This is a genomic window from Pseudanabaena sp. PCC 6802 (assembly GCF_000332175.1).
In the GTDB taxonomy this organism is placed as follows: domain Bacteria; phylum Cyanobacteriota; class Cyanobacteriia; order Pseudanabaenales; family Pseudanabaenaceae; genus PCC-6802.
Genome location: NZ_KB235914.1, coordinates 1,556,132 through 1,578,367, shown reverse-complemented (window position 1 = coordinate 1,578,367; position 22,236 = coordinate 1,556,132). Strand labels below are relative to the sequence as shown.

The window sequence follows — 22,236 nt, the reverse complement described above, 5'->3', positions numbered from 1 at the left end:
CCTACCACGATCGGGAATGCGCCTCTGTAAGGGCGAACGGCCGTTCGCCCTTACGATTGGTATCCTATCAACTGGAGTTTAGACTAAAAGGCAACAAGAAGCATCTCGCTAGATAGAAACTAGCGAGAGAGAGGATAAAAGGGAAGAAGTTGAGCTAAGCAGTTGCAGCGGAAGCTTTTTTGAGGGGCTTGGCATAGCGTTTTTTGACAGTAGGATAACGAATCCGTTGGGTTCGTTTTTTCCCAAGAGGCCAACCTGGAGACTTACCGCGAGGTTTAGGGTCAGGGGAAGGAGAGCCAATCCTGACCAAAACTAAAGCAAAAGCATTTGCAACTCGACCAGGAGACAATTTAGTCATCGGTTTCTGCCAAGGCAGAGGAGAGTCTTGGACAAGTTCACGAGCGAGCCACAATTGCCAAGTAAGTAAAGGCATCAAGTCCGACCAAGTCTCCATCTGAGCAGGGGTAGAAAGCTGAGGGATTGTCCAATGGAGACGTTGACGCACCAAGCGATACCAATGCTCAATGGCAAATCTGCGCAGATATTTTTGCCATACCTCACTCAAGATTGGCTCGTCTTTAGCGACCCAAATCAACCACAGGGGTTTCGATTCAGGCATATCAAGACGTTCGACCAGAATGAGTGTAAAGGGATGGTCTGCGGCTTGCTTTAAGTGCAGGTTTGGCCATCGACGAATTTGCAATCGTCCCAGTTTAGGCTCTGCAATTGTGATGTCTGCTTGGGGAATAGACCAAGTGTCAGAGTCTTTGAGGCTAAATTTCTCTCCATGCTTATGGGGTCGCCCATGCCCCTCGTAATCCTTTGGGGCATGATACAGAACCCGGTTGGGGCGTAGCCTGAGCAGCTTGATACACGGGATGTCTGCTGTTTGCTGCAAAAATGGTGCGCACCCATACTCGCCATCCCCCAGGAAAAGCACAGTCCCAGGAATTTCCGCACAAACCAAGCGTAACTGACTAGCGGCTTTCTGAATCGGGTTCTCGAAACTGGTGATCCGCTCATGCCGCAACGGTAAGGCAAAACTCCCTTCTGACTCTGGAATCCAGGCAATTGTGCTGTATCCTTGCCCCACCGTAACAGGTTTGCTTCCTACTCCCGGTTGAGGTTGATGTTCGTAGGTGCGTTCTTGTAATGTCACCGCATAGGGACGCGACCAGGCTGTATGGTCGCCCGCCAATATCGTCACCTCTGCTGCCGGCATTTGCTGTATGTATTGCTTCATCAAGTCTTCACGTGGAGGATGACTATCTTGCAGTGCTTCATAGATACTCGACCACTCCCTCCGAAATAATGGGCTTAACGAAAGTTCCACAAACGATGAAACACTCCGACTCGTCAGTACCGCATCCATCAAGTCGAACAGCGCATCTCTCCCGTTCCCTATAATTTCGTACGTGTACTTGCGAAATTGCTCAAGTTTATCCAAACTAATCATGATGAAGCTGTTGATTTTATAGTCTTTTCAGCTTCCATCATCAAGCGGTCAGTCTGCAATGGCTGGCTGCTTTTTACCACTTTTTAGTCTAAACTCCAGTATCAACCTGCAACTCCCTTACCTCAGGCGTTCCAAGATGCGATCGCCTACTCGCAGGGCATTGGCAATAATCGTTAGGGTGGGGTTGACAGCCGCGCTGGAACGGAAGAAACTGCCATCAACGACGTAGAGATTATCGACATCGTGGGTGCGACAGTCCAGGTTCAGAACGGAATCCGTAGGATCTTCGCCAAAGCGACAGGTACCGCATTGATGCGCTACGCCCTGGATGGGGATTTTCTTGCGGAAGTAGAGGGAGCAAGGCAGGATGGTATCGCCGCAATTAATCGATTTTAAAATACCAGTCCAGCGATCGAGCAGGCGATCGAAGCCCATCGAGTTGTTGTCGGTATAGGAGAGTTGAATCTTGCCATTGCTGACAGTAACGCGATTGTTGGGATCGGGTAGATCCTCTGCCGTCAGCCACCAGTCCACCGATCGCCTTGCGATCTCCTCTAAAGCCATCCCAGGCGCAAACTTAGGTGCATCGAGTGCGATCGTATCTTTGTTGACTTTCCCAAGTAGCTGGACGTGACCCATAGGATAATCAAATCCTGGTTCGCCCCAGTAGAAATCGTTAATCGCCATCGTTTTCTGGAAAGTTGTCGGATTTTCCTTTTGGGTAATTCCTACGATCGCGCCGTTCTGATGTTTCATAAAATTCCGACCTACCATATCGGAACTATTGGCTAGTCCGTTGGGGTGGCGATCGTTAGCGGAGCGCAGTAACAGGGCGGCGGAATTAATCGCACCGCAAGCAACCACCACAATATCAGCCGAGAAATTAGTAATGCGATCGCCATGCTTAACCTCGACGCTGGTGACCTCTCTACCCGATGGACTGGTATGCAAGCGCAGGACTTCAGCTTCAGTAAGCAAAGTGACATTATCAAACGAAGTGGCAGGTTGGACGCAGTTAACATCTGCATCGGCTTTACCATTCACCAAACAGGGAAATCCATCGCATGTATCGCAGCGAATGCACGCACTAAGGCGGCGGTTGACTTCATTCAGCTTAATGGCAAGCGGAATGTAGAAAGGATGCAAGCCTCTGGCTTTGAGATCGTCGTGAATTTCTTGAATGCGCGGCTCGTGACTGATGCGGGGAAAAGGATAAGCTTCGCTAGCGGATGGTTCGGTAGGATCTAGTCCGCGCTGACCGCGAACTTCGTAGAGTTTTTCCGCTTCGGTGTAGTAGGGTTCAAAATCGCGATACTTGAGCGGCCAAGCAGGGGAAATGCCGCCCTTATGGACGACGCGCTCGAAATCCCGTTCTCGCCAGCGAAAGAGCGCACCGCCGTAGACTTTGGTATTGCCTCCTACCCAATAACCCGTGCCGGGGTGGATTTCGCTGCCATCGCGATCGTGCCAAACCTCAGTTGTGTGGTAGCGTTCTTTGTGGAACACCTGGACGGTATCCCAGTTAGCTTTTTCGCGTGGTAGGAAAGCACCGCGCTCTAGAACCAGGATTCGCTTGCCACTGGGTGCTAAGCGATAGGCCAAGGTACCTCCACCCGCACCCGTACCGATAATGATGATGTCGTAGCGATCGTTTGACATGGATTTCTCCTATTCGTTAATCAAAGATATAAGGGTTCTACCTAAAATCATTTACGAACCCATTGCTGTTAGCTGTTTAGTTCTCTCTGCCAGGCGACGAGCTTGGGATTTTTTGGCTTCCACATCGTAGGCAATGTATATCCAGGTTAGGGTCATGAATAGGATATTCTTATTGAAACTTTCAGCACCATTGGGGAAAAGCGTACCTGCTGGGATAATGCCAAAAGCCAGGACAATACTGAGCGTCATCACAATTAAAATCAAGCCCGTCCATCTTACCCAAAAGCCTAAAGCGAATAACAATCCCAACACGATCTCAGCTCCAGGCAGAAGCCAGGCATAGGGAATGGCAATGAAAGCAGGAAGTGGCCCTATCCCCTCCCAACCCGCTGGAAATGGCCCCCACAATTGCAGCTTCAGAGTCAGAACGGTTTGATAGAATCCATTTGGCACGCTAAAGTTGATATAGTTGGCAACACCTGAGAAAAAGAAGAACATCCCTAAGACAATGCGATTGATCGTCATTGCTTTTTTGAGGGATAGCTTATGGAAAGGAATTAGCTGTTTAAACATGATTTTAATCTCCTATGATGGCAAGACTCGTTTAGTATTTATGATTTGGGAGGTAACGGAGGAGCCAGTCGATCTAATAGAACTGGCAACCCCGACCAACCCCAACTTTGTTGAAATTGTTGAGGATTCGCGGCACGTAATGTTAAGGGTAATGCGAGGATCAGCCCTGCCGCGATCGCCATTACACCCGCCCAAACTCCCCCACGCTTTTGTGCGTCGGGATCGGCTTCGATCTCAATCCCTAACTCATCTTCTGGGATTGCTAGATGGGGTTGATGGCGATGGAAGATTTCATCGGTTAACCACTCTGCCGTGACTTTAAGATTGCGAGTTGGTGTAGGCAGAAGTTCCAGGTATGTGGCTTCTCGAATCAGGTGACCGGGCTTGCCTTTGACCTCAATGCGATCGAAGATATTCGCTACCCCCTCACCCAATCCTAACTTCATCAAGGTACCGCGCATCGTAATTTTTGCCGGAGCAGGCATATTGCCTCGCGCCAGAGCTTTGAGATTATCTGCGATCGCCGTTCCCTGCTGATAGGCTGCCTGAGCCGTAGCAGGTTGGGGATTGTCGGCAATGAAGGCGCAGTCGCCGCCAACAAATACCTCGGGGAAATCCAAGAGTTGAAGAGTGGGGGTTACTTGCAAGCGCCCTCGCTTATCTCTATGCTCGGGTGCGACCGGCAAATCCTTGAGCAAAGCCGGAGGTTCAGTGCCAGCCGTCCAGGCGATCGCTCCGGTTGCTAGAAAATTCATTCGATCCTGTTGGCGATATTCCACGCCATTGGCGCTAATTCCCGTCACTGAGGCATTCAGGATTAATTCAACTGGAAGCGCGCGACTTTGGAGCGCAGATTTTGCCGTATCGCGCAGGCGACTGTTGATATCTCCTTTGAGAATTTCATCGCTGCGATTCATCAAAACTACACGGGCTGGATCGGGACTTATACCTGCTTCTCTACACCAGATCGGCATGAGGTCGGCGAGCGTACAGGCTAGCTCTACTCCAGCAGGCCCAGCCCCAACGATCGCCACGGTCAGCAGTTGTTGGCGTTCGTCATCATCGTTACTTTGGGCGGCTCGATTCAGATTAGCTTTGATGCGATGGCTCAAAGCGATCGCTTCGTCAGCAGAAGTAAAAGGTAGTGCGTGTGCGGCTGCGCCAGGTATATCGAAGTAAGTGGTTTTCCCACCGAGCGCTAGAACGAGATTGCTATAGTAGTAGATTTTGCCGGAGTCTAAGATCGCGCGACGATTGGGTAAATCTATCGATCGCACGCCATCCTGCACGAAGGATACATTGCTACCTTGCAGCAACTCCTCGTAGGCAGGGCAGACCTGCTCGCAATGCATCTCACCGCTGAGCAATTCGTATAGCAAAGGTTTGAAGTTAAAGTGGCGGCGGCGATCGATCAGAACTACGGCATGCGGGTAGTTCTGGTGACTGAGATGTAGGGCGGTAAATAACCCCACAAAACCACCACCAAGGATTACAGTTGAACTTAAAGCCTGACTCATAAAGGTTTACTCGATTAGAATTTTCGTTTCTGTAAAAGATTCGTCGATATAGGTTCAGGTTTTGGTCGAGCGCTATTGGCGAACATCAAAAGATTGTAGGGGGAAGGTTTTGCCAGAGTGCTATTGGTGAAAATCTAAAATTTCTAGCCAAACCTGCCCCTACCTATGGCGCGTCGATAGAGAATTTTTAGACGGGAATTTCCCACACCCTTGTTGGCAACACATGGGACTGATACAAGGGGTTTCTTGATTCGGACATAACTTGCAACATATTTGGGATTGATGCTTCTTTTGCCCCTGTCGCAGATATACTTCTGCGGCGAGTAACATCCCTAAGGGCGGAGCCGTGAAATAGAGCCAAATTGCCTGCCAAATCTGAGCGGGAAGGGCAGAAGCCAGGGTGCGAGCGGGATTCATACTCATGCCGGAGATGGGGGCTTCAAAGGTAATATAAAGAGCTACCAATATACCCGCGCAAATCCCCGTATACTGCGATATCTGCATCCGATTGGAGACATTCAGAACTAAAGTCATCAATCCAAATGAGATGGCGAACTCGGCTAGAAATGCTACCAAATCTCCCTGTTGCCCTGGAATTGTCACCACGTAGTTGACGGCTGGATCGGCGATCGCCGATCCCAGTAACATCGCCGCGATTAATAGACCCAGCCATCCACCGATAAACTGGGCGGCGATATAACACAAAGCATCCCAGGTTTGGATTTTCTTGAGCCGCCAGAAGGTCAGAGTTACGGCGGGGTTGATATGCGCGCCCGATCGCTTGCCCCAAGGGGAGTAAATAATCGCGATCGCAGTTAAGCCCATAGCTGTGCCGATTAGCAAACGGCGGAGGAGGGGATCGGCGATCGTCTGGTGCAGCGGCAATGTGGGAAGTTCTAACAGGGCTGTCACTACAGAAGCAGAAATCATGAAGATACCCAGACCCACTGCCTCAATCACATATTCAGCCAAGTGGAGTCGTTGAGTTTTCATTACTGCTCCTGATAGTTCCAGAGTAGGCCGCCATCGGCAAAGAAGGTGGTACCAGTGATGTAGTTGGCATCATCCGATGCCAGGAATGCTACAAGCGCCGCTACATCCTGGGGTTGCCCCAACCGCCCTAGGGGAATATTTTTGAGCAGGGCACCTAATTTTTCGGGGTCGTTCAATAGTTTGGTATTGATGGGAGTTTCGATCGCACCTGGAGCAACGTTGTTAATTGTGATGCCCAGCGACCCCAGTTCAACCGCCAGATTGCGGGTTAACATCTTCATCCCACCTTTGCTGGTGCAGTAAGCCGTGAAATTGGGAAATGGCAATTCCTCGTGAACTGAACTGATATTGATAATCTTGCCAGGGCGCTTTGTGGCGATCAGATGTCTCACCATTGCCTGCGTGGCAAAGAAAACTCCCTTTAAGTTGACGTTCAGGACAGCGTCGTAGTCGGATTCCGTGACATCCCAAAATGGAGCGTGCTTCTCAATCCCCGCATTATTGACCAGAATATCCAGCTTGCCGAAATGTTCTACACTCTCCATCACCAGGCGCTGCACGTCTTCAACCATACCCGTATCGGCTTTGATGGCATAACCTGGATTTTTCGGGCACTGTGCCATGTAGCATTTGCCCCCTGACGCTTCCACCTTGGCTAGAGTTTCCTCTGCACCTTCAGGATGGGAGCGATAGTTGATAATGACGCTGGCACCTTCAGCCGCCAGACGGATTGCGATTCCCTGCCCGATTCCCTGGCTGCTGCCAGTGACCAGGGCGACCTTACCATCAAGCCTCATGTCTGTCTCCTGATTTGAAAAGTGTTTGTCGTTGCCAATTCTGCAAAAATCTACGTACGGGCGAACGAACGCTCGCCCTTCCAGCAATCTGTTAATTTGCGTTAGAGAATTTGGTATTACTTAACTTCACCAGGATCGAATTGGGCGATCGCGCCTTTCTTCACCGCTACGACGACATCGAAAGTCGTGCAGAGAGAGAGAGTAGTGTCATCTTTCTTACTGTACAGGTTGACGACCATGCCTGCACCGCCGGGCTGAATCCCAATGGGTGTTAGATCTTTCTCATATAATTTCCGCATTAAAGCGGCGCTACCAGGTTTACCCTTGACGGCAATAATTTGGTCGATCTTTTGTTGTGCCGTTACCGCAGCAACTTTGATTTCTTGGGCTGCTACCTGGCCTAAATTGGGGCTAAATGCTTGGAGAGGAATGGTAGAAATTGTAACGGCACTAGCGATCGCGGTTGTAGCAAGTAACGTAGATAGTTTCATTGGGGACTCCTAATGTTGTTTGGCTTGTAGCTATAGCGATCGCAAATGATTTGTGAAAAAGGGGGGTGGAGGCTGCGCCCCACGCAGGGGTTCTACCCCTGCACCCCATCTATAAATGATTTTGGATTGCTATAGCTTTGATTGAGTTAACTTGAACTTGATGCCATCTTCGCTTGCTGACCTGCTTAAAAAATTACGACGATCTAAGGAGTTAACTGAAATATCCTGATACTTTGATAAGAGACGCTTTGCCAATTTTCAGCAAAAACTTATTTTTCTGTTACGCGGGTTTACGCAGAGACCCCACGGGTAGGAGGAGCAATGCCCACCCTACAATGTATGTAGGTAAAAAAGTTGATTTTGCGTAAGCCCTCATTCAGTAACAATCGAACACCCACTTTACTATGGCCTTAAAGAAGTCGCCCCAGCTTGATATTCAGTTACAACAAAAGCAACGCATTCTCGATTTTTTGCTCGATCTGAGCTACCGCACTGGCGAACCAATCGACTATTTGCAGGCGATCGCCCAGGGTGTAAGCAAACTGGTATCGCTGGACTGGTCGGTGGTCACGCTCTGCCAAAATGGGGTCGAGCGCGTGATGGCAAGCACTGTAGATATGGGTGAGGGCGAGCATATCTACGATCTGCACGGACTGGTCACGAACACGGTTATTACTACTGGTCAATCCCTAGCAGTGGATGATGTCAGATTGCGCCCCGAATGCGGTCAGGCTCCCGAAGGCTATCTCTCATATTTAGGCGTGCCGTTGCGCACATCTCAAAAAGAGACGATCGGTACCATTTGCTCCTTTTGTCACGAGCCGCGTTTATTTACTCCAGAGGAAATCGCTACGGTCGAGATCTTTGCGGAACGAGCTGCCACTGCGCTGGATAATTATCTGCTCTACCAAAAGCAGAAAAACTTCAATCATATGCTGGAGGAAGAGGTTGCCAAGCGCACGGCTCAACTGCAAGCCGCTCAGGCTCAATTAATGGAAGTGAACGCTCACTTAGAAGAGATGGTCGAACAGCGCACGGCGGAATTGCGCCGCAGTCTGGAACGCTTAGCTGAAATTGGCGGTCTGGCTGCCAAAATCGTCCATGAAGTACGAAATCCCCTCACTACGATACTATTGGGATTAAATTCATTTAAGCGCTTGGAGTTGCCAGAAGCAGCACAAATGCGCCTCGAACTTTCCTTGGACGAGGGCGATCGCCTCAAGCGTCTTTTAGATGAAATTCTCAATTATGCCAAGCAACCCACCCTCCAGATGGTAGAAATAGAGTTGAATAAATTCATCGCGGAAATGGTAGATTCTATTCGCGCACTACCATCTGCCCAGGATCGGCAAATTGAGTTTATCCCTGCATCCTCTGAGGTTGTTGTCGATGGTGACCGTGACAAGCTAAAGCAGATATTTGTAAACTTGATAAATAATGCGTGCGAGGCGATCGCGGTCGGAAATACCGTGCGGTGGGAGATTGACGATCGATCTGCACCAGATCGAATATACGTGAAAGTTCATAATGGAGGTACTCCCATTCCACCGGAAGTAATTCCTAAGTTAACCGAACCATTCTATTCCACTAAGCCCTCTGGAACTGGTTTGGGGTTAGGTATCGTGCAAAGTATAGTCATCGCTCATGGAGGCGATCTATCCATCCAATCCTCTGAGGAGATGGGAACAGTTGTCAGTTTTTATTTGCCAAGGAGCGATGTATCTCAATGAATTTCAGGACAATCCTTGTAAATTTACCTGTAAATTTCCCTGCGAGCCTGGTAATTGCAGGTTTAATCTGTTGCTATCCGTTAGTATCCCAAGCTGAGAATGTAGTGTTGCAAGTGTCAAAATTACTGGACAAAGAGACTACTAATTGTCCGCCGCAGGTTACGATCGCCGAAACCAGCAAGCACTATGAAGGAGGCTATCTGCGCAGCGGTCAGGCTAACCTGCAATGGTTAGCGGGGAAATTTGCGATCGCTAACAGCGATGCCTTTAGCGTGACCTGGGTAGCAGCTTTAAAACCTCAATACAGTACATGTAGAGCTTCGGCTGGCATAAGAAACTCTCAGGGATACGGTTCGCCCCACTTGCGCATGAGGTTGATCGATTCCCAAGTATTTCTGACTTTAGACATGACGGGTATGAGAGACACAAACAACTATACGCCATCGATCGTTTCTCGCAGCACGAGAAACGGCGTACCTGCTTGGCAGTGGGCAGGTACCGATTGATTAGTAGTATCTACCCTAACGATTGTAGGCTTCATTGCTAGTGGCAATGTCGCGATGGATATCTTTCAGACTCCAACCATAGTAGTAGTACTGATTGAGATAGTGTTGAAGCCCTTCTGGATCGGCATTACGTCCTAACTCTTGACGGTAAATCGCATTGATTTGTCGCGCTAGATTCGAGTTGTAACTGTAGTTATAGTTGTAGTAACGATAGTCGTTATAGGGTCTATACGTGCGGTAGTTGTTATAAGGCGTGTAATTGCGGTAGTTGTTATAGGGTGTGTACGTGCGGTAGTTGTTGTAAGGCGCGTAGTAACGGTAATTGTTATACGGTCTGTACGTGCGGTAGTTGTTATAGGGCTGCACGTTCTGACACTGCACGACGGACCCACTCCTCCAACACCTGGTTTCAGCTTGTGTGGGTTGTGCATTTCCTAGAGCAAGAGCCGCAGCGATCGCCGCGAGACATGAAGCAACGATTTTTTTCATTGCCTTATCCTCAAGAACTCTCCACTTCCAGCATACTCATTTCGAGCGTGGATTGGTTGTACCAGCCAGTAATGCAGGGACAAAAGCTCTGGGGGCGATTGCGGTCTAAGAGCGAAAATCCGTTCAAACGGATTTAAATTCCAATTTCAATCGCGAGTTTTAAGGAATCTCACATGGCAGCGCTACGGCGATCGCTTATGCCATCTCAGACGGGACGGGGGCATTTAGGGGATAGCTCTTTTGGCTTTTTACCTTTATTATTCTTAACATGTCGTGCCTGTTCCTATTAAGCATTGCGATCTCAAACGAACAGTTAAGTGCAACCACTGAGTAAGCCACCTATTAAATCGTCGCAGGCATCCGCTAAGTTGGGCAACTGGCTCGATCGTAGCGCCGTATCTGCCTGGATATTTCTAACCCCGGCCCTGCTACTATTAGGCATATTTGTCCTCTATCCCATCCTCTATCTTGGCTACCTCAGCGTTACGGGCGGTCACCTGACGTTGGGCGGCGTGAGGTGGGTGGGATTAAATAACTACATCCGACTGCTTCTGAATCCAGAATTTTGGCAAATCCTCGGCAATACTGCCTATTTCACGCTGGCAACTGTCATTCCCAGTGTAATTTTGCCGTTGGGAATGGCAACATTGTTGGATCGCAGTTTTGTCGGCAAAGGGATATTGCGATCGCTGTATTTCCTGCCCTCAGTCGTATCGATTGTAGCGGCTGGATTGGGCTGGCGCTGGCTATTTCAGCCCGATGGTGCGATTAATAGTTTTCTGAACTGGGATCGCCCCCCTGCCTGGTTTAACGATCAGGCTTTAGCAATGCTAGTCTTGATTTTGCTGAGCATTTGGAAGCAGTTGGGCTTCAACATGGTGGTATTTCTGGCAGGCTTGCAGGCTATTCCGCAGAGCCGTTACGAAGCTGCCGAACTCGACGGTGCGAATGGATGGCAAAAGTTCTGGCACATCACCCTGCCCGGCTTGCGTCCCACGACAATATTTGTCATCATCTCCACAATTATTTTTACATTTCGAGGTTTCGAGCAGGTATACGTGGTAACGGGTGGTGGGCCTCTCAACGCCACCAATATTCTGGTACACTACGTTTACGAGCAGGCATTTGGCCTATTTGACTTTGGTTATGCGGCAGCAGCAGCAATGGTTTTGCTGGCGATCGTTTTGGGATTAGTTTACTTACAACTCAAAGTGTGGGATGAGAAGTAACTAGAGCCGATCGCGCTAAAATGTTGAAGTTTAACTCCTCCAATATTTTAGAGAGCTTCGTCACATGCAGCAGGGACAGATCGTATCTTTGGAAATTTCTGACCTGGCAGATAATGGAGATGGGGTGGGGCGCGATCGCGATTTTGTGGTGTTTGTACCCAATACCGTACCTGGCGATCGCATCGAAGCGAGGTTGTTACATGTCAAAGCCAATCTTGCTTACGCTCAGATCGAACAAATTATCGAACCTTCACCGGATCGCGTACGTCCTAGCTGCATTGTGGCGGATAAATGCGGTGGTTGCCAGTGGCAAGCGGTGAGTTATCCGCGCCAGTTAGCTGCGAAGCAAAATCAGGTGATTCAGGCTTTACATCGCATCGGTGGCTTTGCGCTAGAAGAAATCGCCTCTGTAATGCAGCCAATTATTGGAGCGGAGTCAACTCTGGGCTATCGCAATAAGGTGACTTATCCATTAGAGTGCGATCGCTCTGGCAAAGTAAAAGCAGGCTACTACCAAAAAGGCAGCCATAAAATAATTAACCTCAACCAATGTCCCGTGCAGGACAACCGTCTCGATCCGCTCCTGGCAGAGATTAAACAAGATATTCAGGCTCTAGGCTGCTCGATCTATGACGAGCAAAAACATACGGGACTGCTGCGCCACCTGGGGTTCAGAATCGGACGACATACAGGCGAAATATTACTCGTACTGGTTAGCAAAGAGTGGGATGTCCCAGGTCTAGCGGCGCAAGCCAAAATTTGGCTGACAAGGTACCCGCAGCTAGTTGGCATCCTGCTCAATCGCAATCGGGATCGCACCAACGCCATCTTTGGTAAAGAAACCCGTTGCCTAGCCGGACGAGATTACTTAGAAGAAATATTTGCAGGCGTGCGGTTCCAACTCCGCGCCGATACATTTTTTCAGGTCTATACCGAGCAAGCAGAGAAAATGCTGGCGGTAATTCAACAGGAGCTTAAACTCACCGGCACGGAAATTTTGTTAGATGCTTATGCTGGTATAGGCGCACTGACTTTACCTTTAGCGCGACAGGTGAAGCAGGCAATCGCCCTGGAAATGCAGCCACAAGCTACAGCCCAAGCAGAAGTTAATGCCGCGATCGAGCAAATTACAAACGTTAAGTTTTACACGGGTAAAGTCGAGCAGCTACTATTCCAACCCGATATCCAAACGTACGGAAAACCCGATATCGTCCTACTCGATCCACCGCGCAAAGGCTGCCATAGCGATGCGATCGCCAATTTGCGAGATCTTCGTCCCGATCGCCTGGTCTATGTTAGTTGCAATCCTGCCACTTTAGCACGAGATCTCAAGCAATTATGCGTAGATCGCTTCTATTGCTTAACTAACCTCCAAATGCTAGATTTCTTTCCACAAACTGCCCATGTGGAGTCCGTTGCTTTTTTGACTGCAACCTGAACCTGTTGTGTATCTTGAGATACAAATTCATCTCATCAGGTTTGGTGTGATTTAAGTCATCACCATTACTGATTAGATTAACTGTCTTAACTCCAGAGAGGAAAATTCTATAGTGCTAGTTTCTAAACTAAAGAGCAAAAGAAAGAGGAGCCAGACGGTAAATTGGTCGTACTGTCTACCTCTCGCCGTCATAATTTGTGTATTTTGGGTCTATTCGGCGATCGCCCAGGGTACACCTGCCCCTGCAACACCTCCCCTTACACCTGAAGCCGTCCAGTCTGAGCTGAATGTGGCCCTAGACACGATGTGGGTCGTAATAGCTGCCTTCCTCGTCTTCTTTATGAATGCTGGCTTCGCACTCGTAGAGTCAGGATTCTGCCGTCGCAAAAACGCCGTTAATATTCTGGCAAAAAACCTGATCGTATTTGCGATCGCCACAGTTGCCTACTGGGCGATCGGATTCGGGTTCATGTTTGGCGATGGCAACGATTTTATTGGTCTAGCTGGTTTCTTTTTAAGTGGAGATGATAATAGCCCAGCTTTACTCAAAGACTATAAGGGCGTGTTCTCTGCCCTAAACTGGACGAGCGTACCCCTGGAAGCTAAGTTTTTGTTCCAATTGGTGTTTGCTGGTACCGCCGCCACGATTATCTCCGGTGCTGTGGCTGAAAGAATCAAGTTCCTTGCCTTCCTGATCTTTAGTTTCTTGCTGGTTGGTATTGCCTACGCGGTTACAGGTCACTGGATCTGGGGCGGAGGCTGGGCAGCCAAAATGGGCTTCTACGATTTTGCTGGTTCAACAGTCGTGCACTCAGTTGGTGGTTGGGGCGCGCTGGTAGGTGCTGCAATCTTAGGGCCTAGGTTAGGGCGTTACAGTGCTGAGGGTCGAGTTAATGCCATTCCCGGCCACAATATGGGTTTGGCAACTCTGGGCTGTTTAATTCTGTGGTTGGGTTGGTTTGGTTTCAATCCCGGCTCGACCATGGATGCGAATGGCAAGTTAATCGCCCATATTGCCCTCACCACTAACATGGCTGCCGCCACTGGTGGAATTGCGGCGACGGCTGTAGCGTGGCTATATCTGGGTAAGCCGGACTTATCCATGATTATCAACGGTATTTTAGCCGGACTGGTCGGCGTTACTGCTCCCTGTGCGTTCGTCAGCGTTGCCAGCGCTGGGATTATCGGTCTAATTGCTGGTACCGTGGTAGTCTTTGCCGTCGGTTTCTTTGACAAAATCAAGATTGACGATCCCGTAGGTGCTACCTCAGTTCACCTGGTCTGTGGTGTGTGGGGCACTTTAGCTTTAGGACTTTTTAGCGAAGCTGACAAGTTTGGTGCTGCACCGTTCCCAAAACCAGGTCTGTTCTTTAATGGTGGTTTTGAGCAGCTATGGTATCAGTTTGTTGGTGCTATTGCAGTCGGTGGCTTTACCGTTGTATTTAGCTTGATCGCCTGGTACTTAATCGCCGCTATAACAGGTGGCATTCGCGTACCGCGCGAAGAAGAACTCAAGGGTTTGGATATCGGCGAACATGGTATGGAAGCATACAGTGGCTTTGCCAAAGAAACTTTAGATATGGAAATCTAGAGACACGATTGTTAGGGTGGGCAATGCCCACTTTATATTGGTCGGTAAAAAATCCCCTAGAGAACAAAGGAGGTGGCGATCGCCACCTCCTTTGATTTTTCGCTATTTCAAAATGCTTGCAAGATATAGCCATAGACAGATCTGTTAAGCCAGGGGGTGTGGGGGCTGCGCCCCCACGCAGGGGTGGAACCCCTGCACCCCGTCCTAAGCCTATTGGCTATAGCTACAATACCAATTTAAATTGTTGTGGTTACGGATGGGGGGTGGGGGCAAAGCCCCCACGAAGGGGTAGAACCCCTTCAACCCGTTCGATCTGTCGCGTTTACTGTTCAAATTGTTATAAGACTTTAAAAAGCTGGCCGCTAACCGCTGCGTGCTAATAGCTCTCTTAAGACTTTCTTAAGACATATTTTCCGCTAAGATTAGTCTTATGTATAAGTTATATTCGTTTTACTTCTTTTAGGAGACCCTCTATTCATGCTTACGCTCAAAATAGTTGTTTATATCACCGTCATCTTCTTTGTTAGCCTATTCATATTCGGATTTCTCAACAGCGACCCGGCTCGCAACCCTGGCAGACAGGATCTGGAGTAGCCAGTTGTAATTTTTAAGCTTTTTGCTTTTCGGCCTGAGACTACCACAGTCCATCGAAAATCCGAGACAGTAATTGCTAATCTTAAGGGGCAGGATTTAACGTCTGCCCCATCTATTTGCGTGTAAAATTTTTTGTTTGCCATGGTTGCTCCTAGTCCAAACGATCGACGCGCCCCTGTAGATAGCGACTGGCGCTTGCTTCTGAGGCTTTATCCCTATGCGAAGCACAGCGCCAAAGAGTTGATTGTTTCGCTGATTCTACTGGTGCCGCTATCTATTGCTAACGCCATACAGCCAATTTTGGTGCAGCAAGCCCTGGATGGCCCAGTTAAAAATGGTGACTTTGGGGGATTGCGATCGCTCAGCATACTTTTGCTATTGGCGATCGTGGTAAGGATGTTACTCCAGGCTTGGCAGGGGTTCCTCGTCCAAAAGGTAGGGCAGAATATTACGGCTGACATCCGCGACAACCTGTTTCAGCACGTTACATCGTTGTCAATTAGCTTTTTCGATCGCACGCCTGTGGGCAAGCTTATTACCCGCCTCACGAGCGATGTGGAAGCGTTGGGCGATGTATTTGCCACGGGTGCGGTGGGCATTATTAGCGATCTGGCATCGATCGTTGCCATTGCTGGCTTTATGTTCTGGTTGCGCTGGGATCTAGCCCTGTTGCTAATTGCGATGGTAATTCCAGTGACGGGTTTAATTATTTACTTTCAAAAACAGTTTCGCAAAGCCAACTACAAAGCCCGCGAGCGCCTGTCCGAACTTAACTCCATCTTGCAAGAAAATATTATTGGGGTAGGTATAGTACAGCTATTTCGGCGCGAACGCTATAATTCGCAACAGCACCTACAGGTGAACAAAAAATATATTGCCGAAGTGAACGACACGATCTGGTACGACTCGGCTGTATCCGCGACGCTGGAGTGGGTGGCACTGGTGGCGATCGCTGGCGTTCTGTGGCTGGGGGGCGGCCAGGTCATCCAGAAAACCTTGACGTTTGGCGAACTATCCGCGTTTATTCTGTTTTCGCAACGACTATTCGATCCGCTGCGGCAGTTGGCGGAAAAGTTTACCGTGATTCAGGCTGGTTTTACCGCGATCGAGCGCATTACCAATATCATCAACGAGCCGATTGAGATTCGCGATCCAGAGATGCCCAAATCTTTACCCAAAGATGGCAAAGGCGAAATCCGCTTTAAAAATGTCTGGTTTGGCTATAAGCCAGGGGAGTTCGTTTTGCAAAAAATTGACTTCACGATTAGGCCCGGCGAAAAGGTGGCGTTAGTCGGCCCGACAGGTGCGGGTAAAAGTTCGATTATCCGCCTGCTATCGCGACTGTACGAACCAACCAGGGGACGCATTCTCATCGATGGAGTAGATATTCGTGAAATCGCTCAAAAAGAGCTACGGCACTATGTAGGTGTAATCCTGCAGGATGTTTTTCTCTTTTCTGGCGATGTCAAGGAAAATATTACGCTGGGTGAAGACTATAGCCTGGAGGAAGCGATCGCTGCAGCTCAGAGCATGAACGTACACCAGTTTATCGAAGATTTACCCGATAGTTACAATACAGAAATCAGAGAGCGCGGCTCTAATCTGTCAGGCGGGCAGAAACAACTATTGGCATTTGCTCGGGCAGCCATCCGCAATCCGCGCGTTTTGATCTTAGATGAAGCAACCTCCTCAATGGATGTCGGCACCGAATACCTGGTACAACAGTCTTTGGAGCGCTTGCTGGCTGGACGCACGGCCATTATTATCGCGCACCGACTTTCATCGGTGCGCAATGTCGATCGCATTTTAGTTTTGAAACAGGGCGAAGTGGTGGAGTCCGGCACGCATGACGAATTGATCGAGCATAAGGGACTATATGCGAGCTTGTATGAGTTGGAAATGATGGCGAAGGTGTAGGGTTTTATAGCGGTTAGCAAATTTCGGTAGGGTCGCTCTAGATGTCGCAATGGCAAGAGGTTCGGTCAAATCATTCTAAACATGATATAGCTATAGCCAACAGGCTTAGGACGGGGTGCAGGGGTTCCACCCCTGCGTGGGGGCGCAGCCCCCACACCCCCCTGTCCTAACAGATCTGTCTATGGCTATAAAACTGCTATTTATTTGCAGTCGCAATCGACTGCGAAGTCCCACTGCTGAAGCAATATTTGCAGGATGTGAGGGAGTGGAGGTAGAGTCAGCGGGATTAGATCGCGAGGCTGAAGTATCGCTGAGTAGTGAAACAGTCCAGTGGTCAGATATCATTTTTGTGATGGAGAAGTCGCATCGCCGCAAATTATCACAAAAGTTCCAACCTTGGCTTAAAAACAAGCGCGTAATTTGTTTGGATATTCCCGATCACTTTGAGTACATGGAGCCTGCTCTTATAGACATCCTGAAGCAAAAAATTCTACCACTACTGGGAATATCTAGCTGAAATAGTAATCTGTTCCTAAAATAGCTTAATCATCATGAGCGCCTATTGGCAAGACTATAATGCCAAAAACTCAAGCCCTTGAAAGTGAGTGGGAGCCGGATACTTTGAACGACTGGTAACCGGTGCATACGCTTCGATAGAGTTGAGGTTATGGATGCAACGACTTAAGCTCCCATACCCTCACTTTAATATTCAGAATCTACAGGTGTTTGTCTAGCGCTTGACTGAAGGTTTCGTAAGTGGCCTTGCCCACAATGGTTTCCACCACCTCGCCACCTTTAAAAACGAGCACGGCTGGAATGCTGCGAATGCCATATTTTTTGGCATTGTCTCTGTTCTCATCGACATCAAGCTTGACCACTTTGGCGCGGCCTTCATACTCGGCTGCCAGGCGATCGATGAGAGGGCTAACCAACTTGCAGGGACCGCACCAAGTAGCCGTGTAATCGACAACTACAGGTTCGTCAGAGGCTAGAAGAGAATCGAATTCGGCGCTTTGCACGTAACCCGCTTGTGCTGTAGATGTCATAGATGTTTTACCTAAATGTTTTACCTAAGTTTGTGAGTTGGAAATCCAAGAGAGAAATCTATTAATAGAGGTTATCTTCTTGATGGGTAAGAATGGTGCAGTCAGAAGTGGGATAGGCAACGCAAGTGAGGACAAAGCCGGCAGCTATTTGTTCGTCATCTAAGAAGGCTTGATCGGATTGATCGACCGTTCCTGAGACAATTTTGCCAGCACAGCTAGAACAGGAACCAGCTCTGCAAGAGACGGGCAGATCGAGGTCGTTCTCTTCTGCGGCATCGAAAATGTACTGGTCGTCAGCTACCTCAATCGTGCGGTCGAGACCTTCAGCTTCGTTAACAAGTCTAACTTTGTAAGTTGCCATGGATTTTTCCCTAATGTTGTTGTTCTAATGTTGCAAATAATGATTTTGATAAGTAATTTCTGCGATCGCTTTTGAGTAATAAGTTTATGTCCCGCTACGCTGGTGCCTGGATTTTCAGCAGGTCTTGCAAGACGAGATTAACCTCTTCAAATGTCCGGCACCAGTTCTCCCGCATTGACATGAGCCTCTGCCTGAATGCTCAATCCTGTTTTGTGCGCGATCGCTTGCCGCAAAATGTCACCAGTGGAAACATGAGGAATTTGCAATTGCTCTGCCAAGACGCTGGCTTGAGCGCTCTTGCCGCTTCCAGGAGACCCTAAGAAACTTAATCGCATTTTTTTAAGGGTTATTGCTAAGCTATATTGATAAACTGATAAACAAGGTTCCTAAATTGCTGACAGTTATGCCTGCTGAGAATTCAGACAACTACACAATCTGGGAAAAGCTCAATCGCGGCAGACGGGAAAAAGCCTCTAGAGGTGGCTATGCCGGCTATGGTTCGCCAGCATTCGGTCAAATTGCAATCGATGGCGAGTTGGTAGAAGACGGTCGCGAGCAGCAAATAATCGAGTTAATTCGCCGCCACCATAAGTCTGGTAAGTCCCTCCAACAGATTGCTGATTGGCTAAATCAGCAAGGATATCGCACGAAGCGAGGGCAGGAGTGGAAACGCATCTCAGTCAAGCGAGTTTTAGATCGACTCTACGGCAAAACACCCAGGATATCTGGCTTAACCAGCGCGCAAACCTAGTTTTGTTTTTAGGGTTGCAATCTAGCTAATGCGTTTTGAATTTGGCTCGATCGACAAGCACCCCTAAGGATGTAGAATCGTTACGTTATTGCGATTGAAATTACCGTTTTGATTTAACCTATAAAGGCATACAACCCTCTCCTCATAAAGCTCTTCTCGATTTTTAGCGTAACATTCCTCTATGATACACCTTTATTGGTCTAAGGTGTATATTATTTCTGGCTAATGGCTAGTTTTTTTGTTACATCCCTCTACAACCATGCAAACGCAAGATTCGCTTGTTAGCACGCTAACCTTAGAGGAGGTAGTTGACCGCTATCCCCTCACTGTAGCTGCTGATACCTCACTCCTGGAAGCGATCGATTTAATGGACATTACGCGGGGCAGGAGTTGCCTGTTATCTGACGTGAATTCGCCATCAAATGAGCTTTTCAAATGCGAAACGCGCGCTAGTTGCGTTCTGGTCTTGCAGGGAGAGAGGTTGATAGGCATTTTTACTGAGCGAGATATTGTGCGTTTCACCGCTGCGGGGATAGACTTTGAAGGGGTCAAAGTTGCCGACGTGATGACGCAACCAGTCATCACCCTCCATCAAAGCCAGTGCCAGGATATTTTTGCGATTTTATTTCTGTTTCGGAGGTACCAGATTCGCCATCTGCCGATTGTCAGCGATGGCGATCGCTTAGTTGCAGTTGTTACGCCTGAAAGTATTCGCCAGGTACTTCGACCGGCTAACTTCCTGAAGTTAAGGCGGGTGTCAGATGTGATGACTAGAGAGATAATCCATGCTTCTATAAACGCCTCAGTCATGGTTTTAGTCCGATGCATGGCGAAATTTTGCGTCAGTTGCGTTGTAATTACCACAGCAGATGACGAAGATAGCGTCCGACCTGTGGGTATCGTCACCGAACGAGATATCGTGCAATTTTTATCGCTCAAGCTAGACCTGACTAATGTTCTGGCTGGCGATGTGATGAGTACGCCCCTCTTTTTATTGAATCCTGATGATTCTCTGTGGACTGCCCATCAGGAGATGCAACGCCGACACGTGCGGCGGTTGGTCGTATCTTGGAACTGGGGAAGGGAATTAGGTATTGTTACCCAAACTAGTTTGTTAAAAGTATTCGACCCTATGGAAATGTATGGGGTAATCGAAACGCTGCAACGAAGAATTGACGAATTAGAAGCTGAGAAAGAACGCTACTTGCCGAGCAGCCATACAAAGCCTAAACCGCAAGAAGCTGTGGGGAATCTCTGAAGAATGAATTTCAGTCTTATTGGAATTCCTCAGGTACCGACTGACCGTAAATTGCCTTGCGATCTAGCCTGCACTATTCATGAGGTGTATGAAGAGAAACAAATTTTGGCTAATTCTGGGAAATAGGGATAGTTGTAAAGAGTAAGAAAGGGAGCAAGCGCTATCAAATGCCTCGAAAAGGCTAAAAATGCCTAAATTCACTACAAATGGACACACTAATCCTATGCAGGCTAAGAGCTACTCAAATTTCAGAGTCTGGGATGTGGATAAGCGCTGAGCAATCAGACGCAGTTCCTTGGCAAAAGGACAGAACGTTGCCAACTCCACCAGAACGCGACGAGCCGAGACCGTCACCTTGGCCGCTCCTTTAATCAGGAGCAAGCGGAGGCGCTCTACCTGAGCGTTTGCCAGTTGAGTTCCAGCCGCAGCTTGGCGAATGGCGATGGTCAGAATGTAAGCGGCCTGAGAAAGCAGCAAGCGAAACTGATTGGCAATAAAGGTAGTGCAACTGAGGCGATCTGCTTTTCAATTGCTGATGGCCATGCGTCGGATCGTCCCAGCCGTCAATATCTAACACAATCTCTTCAGGTGCAGTCTTGTAACCCTGGATAAATCCATCCACCATCCGGCGGCGCATCGCTGCCACTTCCGCTTTGCTGACATGGTTCTCCAGTCGCGTTATCGTTGCTTGGCTTGCCAATAAATCTTGCTCTGCTATTGGCAGTCGTTCGCAAGCTATTTTGTAAATGGGGTCGTGCCGCAATACGTTACTATCATTGGCATCTTCATATCCTCCTACCAGTTGATACACTCGTTGGCTGACCAACTGATTCAGGCTATGCGTGATTTTGCTGGGGTCGCGCCATTCCTCAATACACTCTGATATCCCCAGACAGACTTGCACTTGTTCTTCCGCTTGACGAGCAAGCAATATACCTGCATCTGAACTTAATTCCAGCCCTGAAAATCGAACCACTAGCCCTCGGCGTGAGTAAAAATCATAGGGCAGTTCCGAATTACACTCTGTCATGGCAAAATGAATGTACTAAAAATTCTAGAGAGCTTGATTCTAAATCGTTTCAAGCTCTTTTTTTGTTCTCTTTCTTCTTTCTTATGAATTATTCAGGCTAAGCCTGTTGGCTATAGCTATAAAAGGCAACCTAGAACCATTTGCTATCCTTAACTTTCGGAACGCAAATACCTGATATTTATCCATCCACGAATTCCTCCCCACCAGAAGCTTTTAAGGAGTCCAGGTATGTTAAGAACGCTCCGGTCATTGTTAGCATTAAATTAACCATGTCCCATGCGATCTCGATCGCATACTAGCCCATGAAAATCCGCTAAACTAACACAAAATGCCATAATACCAAGACTATGAGTGAAATAACCCTAGAATGGCAAGAGGCAGGAACACTAAAAACCGAGACGGTGAGCAAATCAGCTACCATCGGGCGAGATCCGGCCCGCTGCAATATAGTTTTGTCGCACCCCACAGTTTCAGGGGTACATGCGATGATTTATTTTCGGGATGCAGATAGCCTGTTTTACCTGCGTAACCTGCGCGACAGCAATCCTCCCGTTGTCGATCGTAGGAGATTGGTTCAGGGCGAAGCTCCTTTGCACCAGGGTAGCAAAATCTATTTGGGGCAGGTATTGCTGACAGTGACGAAGACCAGCGCCCACGCAGCCGAGCAGTACGGGCTTAAATGTACTAATGTCGCATGTGGGCGCGTTTCTCCCTACGATCGTCTCAAGTTAGTCTGCCCCTGGTGCGGTACATCGCTGGCAGCAGCTCCCAGTGTAATTATGCCCCCGATTAAAAATTAGGCTAAAAAAT

General features: G+C 48.5%; 21 protein-coding genes and 2 pseudogenes. 11 read left to right on the top strand and 12 right to left on the bottom strand.

All coding sequences use genetic code 11. From position 1 onward, the window contains the following. Positions 1-154: 154 nt before the first annotated feature. From PSE6802_RS0112385 to PSE6802_RS0112355, 7 genes are all read right to left on the bottom strand, one after another. Positions 155-1,456 carry an NF041680 family putative transposase gene (locus PSE6802_RS0112385; protein WP_019498766.1) on the bottom strand — a complete coding sequence of 434 codons (1,302 nt, stop codon included), beginning with the start codon at positions 1,454-1,456 and terminating at the stop codon, positions 155-157. A 117-nt stretch (positions 1,457-1,573) separates the two neighbouring features. After that, positions 1,574-3,115 (bottom strand): GMC oxidoreductase, encoded by a 1,542-nt coding sequence (locus tag PSE6802_RS0112380; protein WP_019500376.1) that lies wholly within the window; start codon positions 3,113-3,115, stop codon positions 1,574-1,576. A gap of 51 nt (positions 3,116-3,166) precedes the next feature. After that, on the bottom strand, positions 3,167-3,688 hold the full coding sequence (locus tag PSE6802_RS0112375) for a DoxX family protein (RefSeq protein WP_019500375.1): 522 nt from the start codon (positions 3,686-3,688) through the stop codon (positions 3,167-3,169). A 38-nt stretch (positions 3,689-3,726) separates the two neighbouring features. Beyond that, positions 3,727-5,205: an NAD(P)/FAD-dependent oxidoreductase gene (locus PSE6802_RS0112370; RefSeq protein WP_019500374.1), complete on the bottom strand. Its 1,479-nt coding sequence runs from the start codon at positions 5,203-5,205 to the stop codon at positions 3,727-3,729. A 159-nt stretch (positions 5,206-5,364) separates the two neighbouring features. Further along, a complete protein-coding gene (locus PSE6802_RS28810; protein WP_019500373.1) occupies positions 5,365-6,198 on the bottom strand; it encodes an MIP/aquaporin family protein in 834 nt (277 codons plus the stop codon). Continuing rightward, complete coding sequence (locus tag PSE6802_RS0112360) at positions 6,198-6,995, bottom strand: glucose 1-dehydrogenase (RefSeq protein ID WP_019500372.1); 798 nt, start codon at positions 6,993-6,995, stop codon at positions 6,198-6,200. Before PSE6802_RS0112360 ends, PSE6802_RS28810 begins: the two co-directional genes overlap by 1 nt. A gap of 116 nt (positions 6,996-7,111) precedes the next feature. Continuing rightward, on the bottom strand, positions 7,112-7,486 hold the full coding sequence (locus tag PSE6802_RS0112355; RefSeq protein ID WP_019500371.1) for a hypothetical protein: 375 nt from the start codon (positions 7,484-7,486) through the stop codon (positions 7,112-7,114). Positions 7,487-7,890: 404 nt separating this feature from the next. Between PSE6802_RS0112355 and PSE6802_RS0112350 the strand changes: the two genes are divergently transcribed. Together PSE6802_RS0112350 and PSE6802_RS0112345 are read left to right on the top strand one after the other, a co-directional pair. Further along, positions 7,891-9,216: a GAF domain-containing sensor histidine kinase gene (locus PSE6802_RS0112350; protein WP_019500370.1), complete on the top strand. Its 1,326-nt coding sequence runs from the start codon at positions 7,891-7,893 to the stop codon at positions 9,214-9,216. Further along, on the top strand, positions 9,213-9,722 hold the full coding sequence (locus PSE6802_RS0112345; protein WP_019500369.1) for a hypothetical protein: 510 nt from the start codon (positions 9,213-9,215) through the stop codon (positions 9,720-9,722). Before PSE6802_RS0112350 ends, PSE6802_RS0112345 begins: the two co-directional genes overlap by 4 nt. Before the next feature lie 15 nt (positions 9,723-9,737). Here PSE6802_RS0112345 and PSE6802_RS0112340 read toward each other — a convergent pair whose 3' ends face one another. Next, positions 9,738-10,211, bottom strand: coding sequence for a hypothetical protein (locus tag PSE6802_RS0112340; RefSeq protein WP_019500368.1), 474 nt, complete (start codon positions 10,209-10,211; stop codon positions 9,738-9,740). Between the two features lie 317 nt (positions 10,212-10,528). Here PSE6802_RS0112340 and PSE6802_RS0112335 point away from each other — a divergent pair, with 317 nt between their 5' ends. From PSE6802_RS0112335 to PSE6802_RS0112310, 6 genes are all read left to right on the top strand, one after another. Next, positions 10,529-11,440: a carbohydrate ABC transporter permease gene (locus PSE6802_RS0112335; protein ID WP_019500367.1), complete on the top strand. Its 912-nt coding sequence runs from the start codon at positions 10,529-10,531 to the stop codon at positions 11,438-11,440. Positions 11,441-11,504: 64 nt separating this feature from the next. Beyond that, entirely contained in the window at positions 11,505-12,878 is a 1,374-nt protein-coding gene (rlmD, locus tag PSE6802_RS0112330) for a 23S rRNA (uracil(1939)-C(5))-methyltransferase RlmD (RefSeq protein ID WP_019500366.1), read from the top strand. Positions 12,879-12,987: 109 nt separating this feature from the next. Beyond that, on the top strand, positions 12,988-14,469 hold the full coding sequence (locus PSE6802_RS28805; RefSeq protein ID WP_412973442.1) for an ammonium transporter: 1,482 nt from the start codon (positions 12,988-12,990) through the stop codon (positions 14,467-14,469). Between the two features lie 477 nt (positions 14,470-14,946). Next, positions 14,947-15,063, top strand: a complete 117-nt coding sequence (locus tag PSE6802_RS0112320) for a photosystem II reaction center protein I (RefSeq protein ID WP_019500364.1) — start codon at positions 14,947-14,949, stop codon at positions 15,061-15,063. Positions 15,064-15,204: 141 nt separating this feature from the next. Further along, positions 15,205-16,980 carry an ABC transporter ATP-binding protein gene (locus PSE6802_RS0112315; RefSeq protein ID WP_019500363.1) on the top strand — a complete coding sequence of 592 codons (1,776 nt, stop codon included), beginning with the start codon at positions 15,205-15,207 and terminating at the stop codon, positions 16,978-16,980. A 181-nt stretch (positions 16,981-17,161) separates the two neighbouring features. Continuing rightward, on the top strand, positions 17,162-17,497 hold the full coding sequence (locus PSE6802_RS0112310; protein WP_019500362.1) for a low molecular weight protein tyrosine phosphatase family protein: 336 nt from the start codon (positions 17,162-17,164) through the stop codon (positions 17,495-17,497). A gap of 199 nt (positions 17,498-17,696) precedes the next feature. On the opposite strand, the gene trxA is transcribed toward PSE6802_RS0112310, so the two are convergent. From trxA to PSE6802_RS0112295, 3 genes and pseudogenes are all read right to left on the bottom strand, one after another. Continuing rightward, on the bottom strand, positions 17,697-18,026 hold the full coding sequence (gene trxA, locus PSE6802_RS0112305; protein WP_019500361.1) for a thioredoxin: 330 nt from the start codon (positions 18,024-18,026) through the stop codon (positions 17,697-17,699). A 61-nt stretch (positions 18,027-18,087) separates the two neighbouring features. Further along, complete coding sequence (locus PSE6802_RS0112300; RefSeq protein WP_019500360.1) at positions 18,088-18,387, bottom strand: ferredoxin; 300 nt, start codon at positions 18,385-18,387, stop codon at positions 18,088-18,090. A gap of 152 nt (positions 18,388-18,539) precedes the next feature. Then, a pseudogene (locus tag PSE6802_RS0112295) lies at positions 18,540-18,722 on the bottom strand (nucleoside monophosphate kinase); the annotation flags it as partial. A gap of 68 nt (positions 18,723-18,790) precedes the next feature. Here PSE6802_RS0112295 and PSE6802_RS0112290 point away from each other — a divergent pair. Further along, positions 18,791-19,138: a recombinase family protein gene (locus PSE6802_RS0112290; RefSeq protein WP_019500358.1), complete on the top strand. Its 348-nt coding sequence runs from the start codon at positions 18,791-18,793 to the stop codon at positions 19,136-19,138. A 259-nt stretch (positions 19,139-19,397) separates the two neighbouring features. Next, positions 19,398-20,396 (top strand): CBS domain-containing protein, encoded by a 999-nt coding sequence (locus tag PSE6802_RS0112285; RefSeq protein ID WP_019500357.1) that lies wholly within the window; start codon positions 19,398-19,400, stop codon positions 20,394-20,396. A 237-nt stretch (positions 20,397-20,633) separates the two neighbouring features. On the opposite strand, the pseudogene PSE6802_RS28800 reads toward PSE6802_RS0112285, so the two are convergent. Beyond that, positions 20,634-21,426, bottom strand: a pseudogene (locus PSE6802_RS28800) (transposase). Between the two features lie 347 nt (positions 21,427-21,773). Here PSE6802_RS28800 and PSE6802_RS0112270 point away from each other — a divergent pair. Then, positions 21,774-22,226, top strand: a complete 453-nt coding sequence (locus PSE6802_RS0112270) for an FHA domain-containing protein (RefSeq protein ID WP_019500356.1) — start codon at positions 21,774-21,776, stop codon at positions 22,224-22,226. The last annotated feature ends 10 nt before the right edge of the window (positions 22,227-22,236 follow it).

Excerpts from the sequence above, each read along its gene's own strand:
- PSE6802_RS28810 (WP_019500373.1), bottom strand. The coding sequence starts at position 6,198 with ATGAAAACTCAACGACTCCACTTGGCTGAATATGTGATTGAGGCAGTG.
- PSE6802_RS0112385 (WP_019498766.1), bottom strand. The coding sequence starts at position 1,456 with ATGATTAGTTTGGATAAACTTGAGCAATTTCGCAAGTACACGTACGAA.
- trxA (WP_019500361.1), bottom strand. The coding sequence starts at position 18,026 with ATGACATCTACAGCACAAGCGGGTTACGTGCAAAGCGCCGAATTCGAT.
- PSE6802_RS0112315 (WP_019500363.1), top strand. The coding sequence starts at position 15,205 with ATGGTTGCTCCTAGTCCAAACGATCGACGCGCCCCTGTAGATAGCGAC.
- PSE6802_RS0112380 (WP_019500376.1), bottom strand. The coding sequence starts at position 3,115 with ATGTCAAACGATCGCTACGACATCATCATTATCGGTACGGGTGCGGGT.
- PSE6802_RS0112340 (WP_019500368.1), bottom strand. The coding sequence starts at position 10,211 with ATGAAAAAAATCGTTGCTTCATGTCTCGCGGCGATCGCTGCGGCTCTT.
- PSE6802_RS0112290 (WP_019500358.1), top strand. The coding sequence starts at position 18,791 with ATGCCTGCTGAGAATTCAGACAACTACACAATCTGGGAAAAGCTCAAT.
- PSE6802_RS0112320 (WP_019500364.1), top strand. The coding sequence starts at position 14,947 with ATGCTTACGCTCAAAATAGTTGTTTATATCACCGTCATCTTCTTTGTT.
- PSE6802_RS0112370 (WP_019500374.1), bottom strand. The coding sequence starts at position 5,205 with ATGAGTCAGGCTTTAAGTTCAACTGTAATCCTTGGTGGTGGTTTTGTG.
- PSE6802_RS0112270 (WP_019500356.1), top strand. The coding sequence starts at position 21,774 with ATGAGTGAAATAACCCTAGAATGGCAAGAGGCAGGAACACTAAAAACC.
- PSE6802_RS0112350 (WP_019500370.1), top strand. The coding sequence starts at position 7,891 with ATGGCCTTAAAGAAGTCGCCCCAGCTTGATATTCAGTTACAACAAAAG.
- PSE6802_RS0112375 (WP_019500375.1), bottom strand. The coding sequence starts at position 3,688 with ATGTTTAAACAGCTAATTCCTTTCCATAAGCTATCCCTCAAAAAAGCA.
- PSE6802_RS0112310 (WP_019500362.1), top strand. The coding sequence starts at position 17,162 with ATGGCTATAAAACTGCTATTTATTTGCAGTCGCAATCGACTGCGAAGT.
- rlmD (WP_019500366.1), top strand. The coding sequence starts at position 11,505 with ATGCAGCAGGGACAGATCGTATCTTTGGAAATTTCTGACCTGGCAGAT.
- PSE6802_RS0112300 (WP_019500360.1), bottom strand. The coding sequence starts at position 18,387 with ATGGCAACTTACAAAGTTAGACTTGTTAACGAAGCTGAAGGTCTCGAC.
- PSE6802_RS0112285 (WP_019500357.1), top strand. The coding sequence starts at position 19,398 with ATGCAAACGCAAGATTCGCTTGTTAGCACGCTAACCTTAGAGGAGGTA.
- PSE6802_RS0112360 (WP_019500372.1), bottom strand. The coding sequence starts at position 6,995 with ATGAGGCTTGATGGTAAGGTCGCCCTGGTCACTGGCAGCAGCCAGGGA.
- PSE6802_RS0112345 (WP_019500369.1), top strand. The coding sequence starts at position 9,213 with ATGAATTTCAGGACAATCCTTGTAAATTTACCTGTAAATTTCCCTGCG.
- PSE6802_RS0112355 (WP_019500371.1), bottom strand. The coding sequence starts at position 7,486 with ATGAAACTATCTACGTTACTTGCTACAACCGCGATCGCTAGTGCCGTT.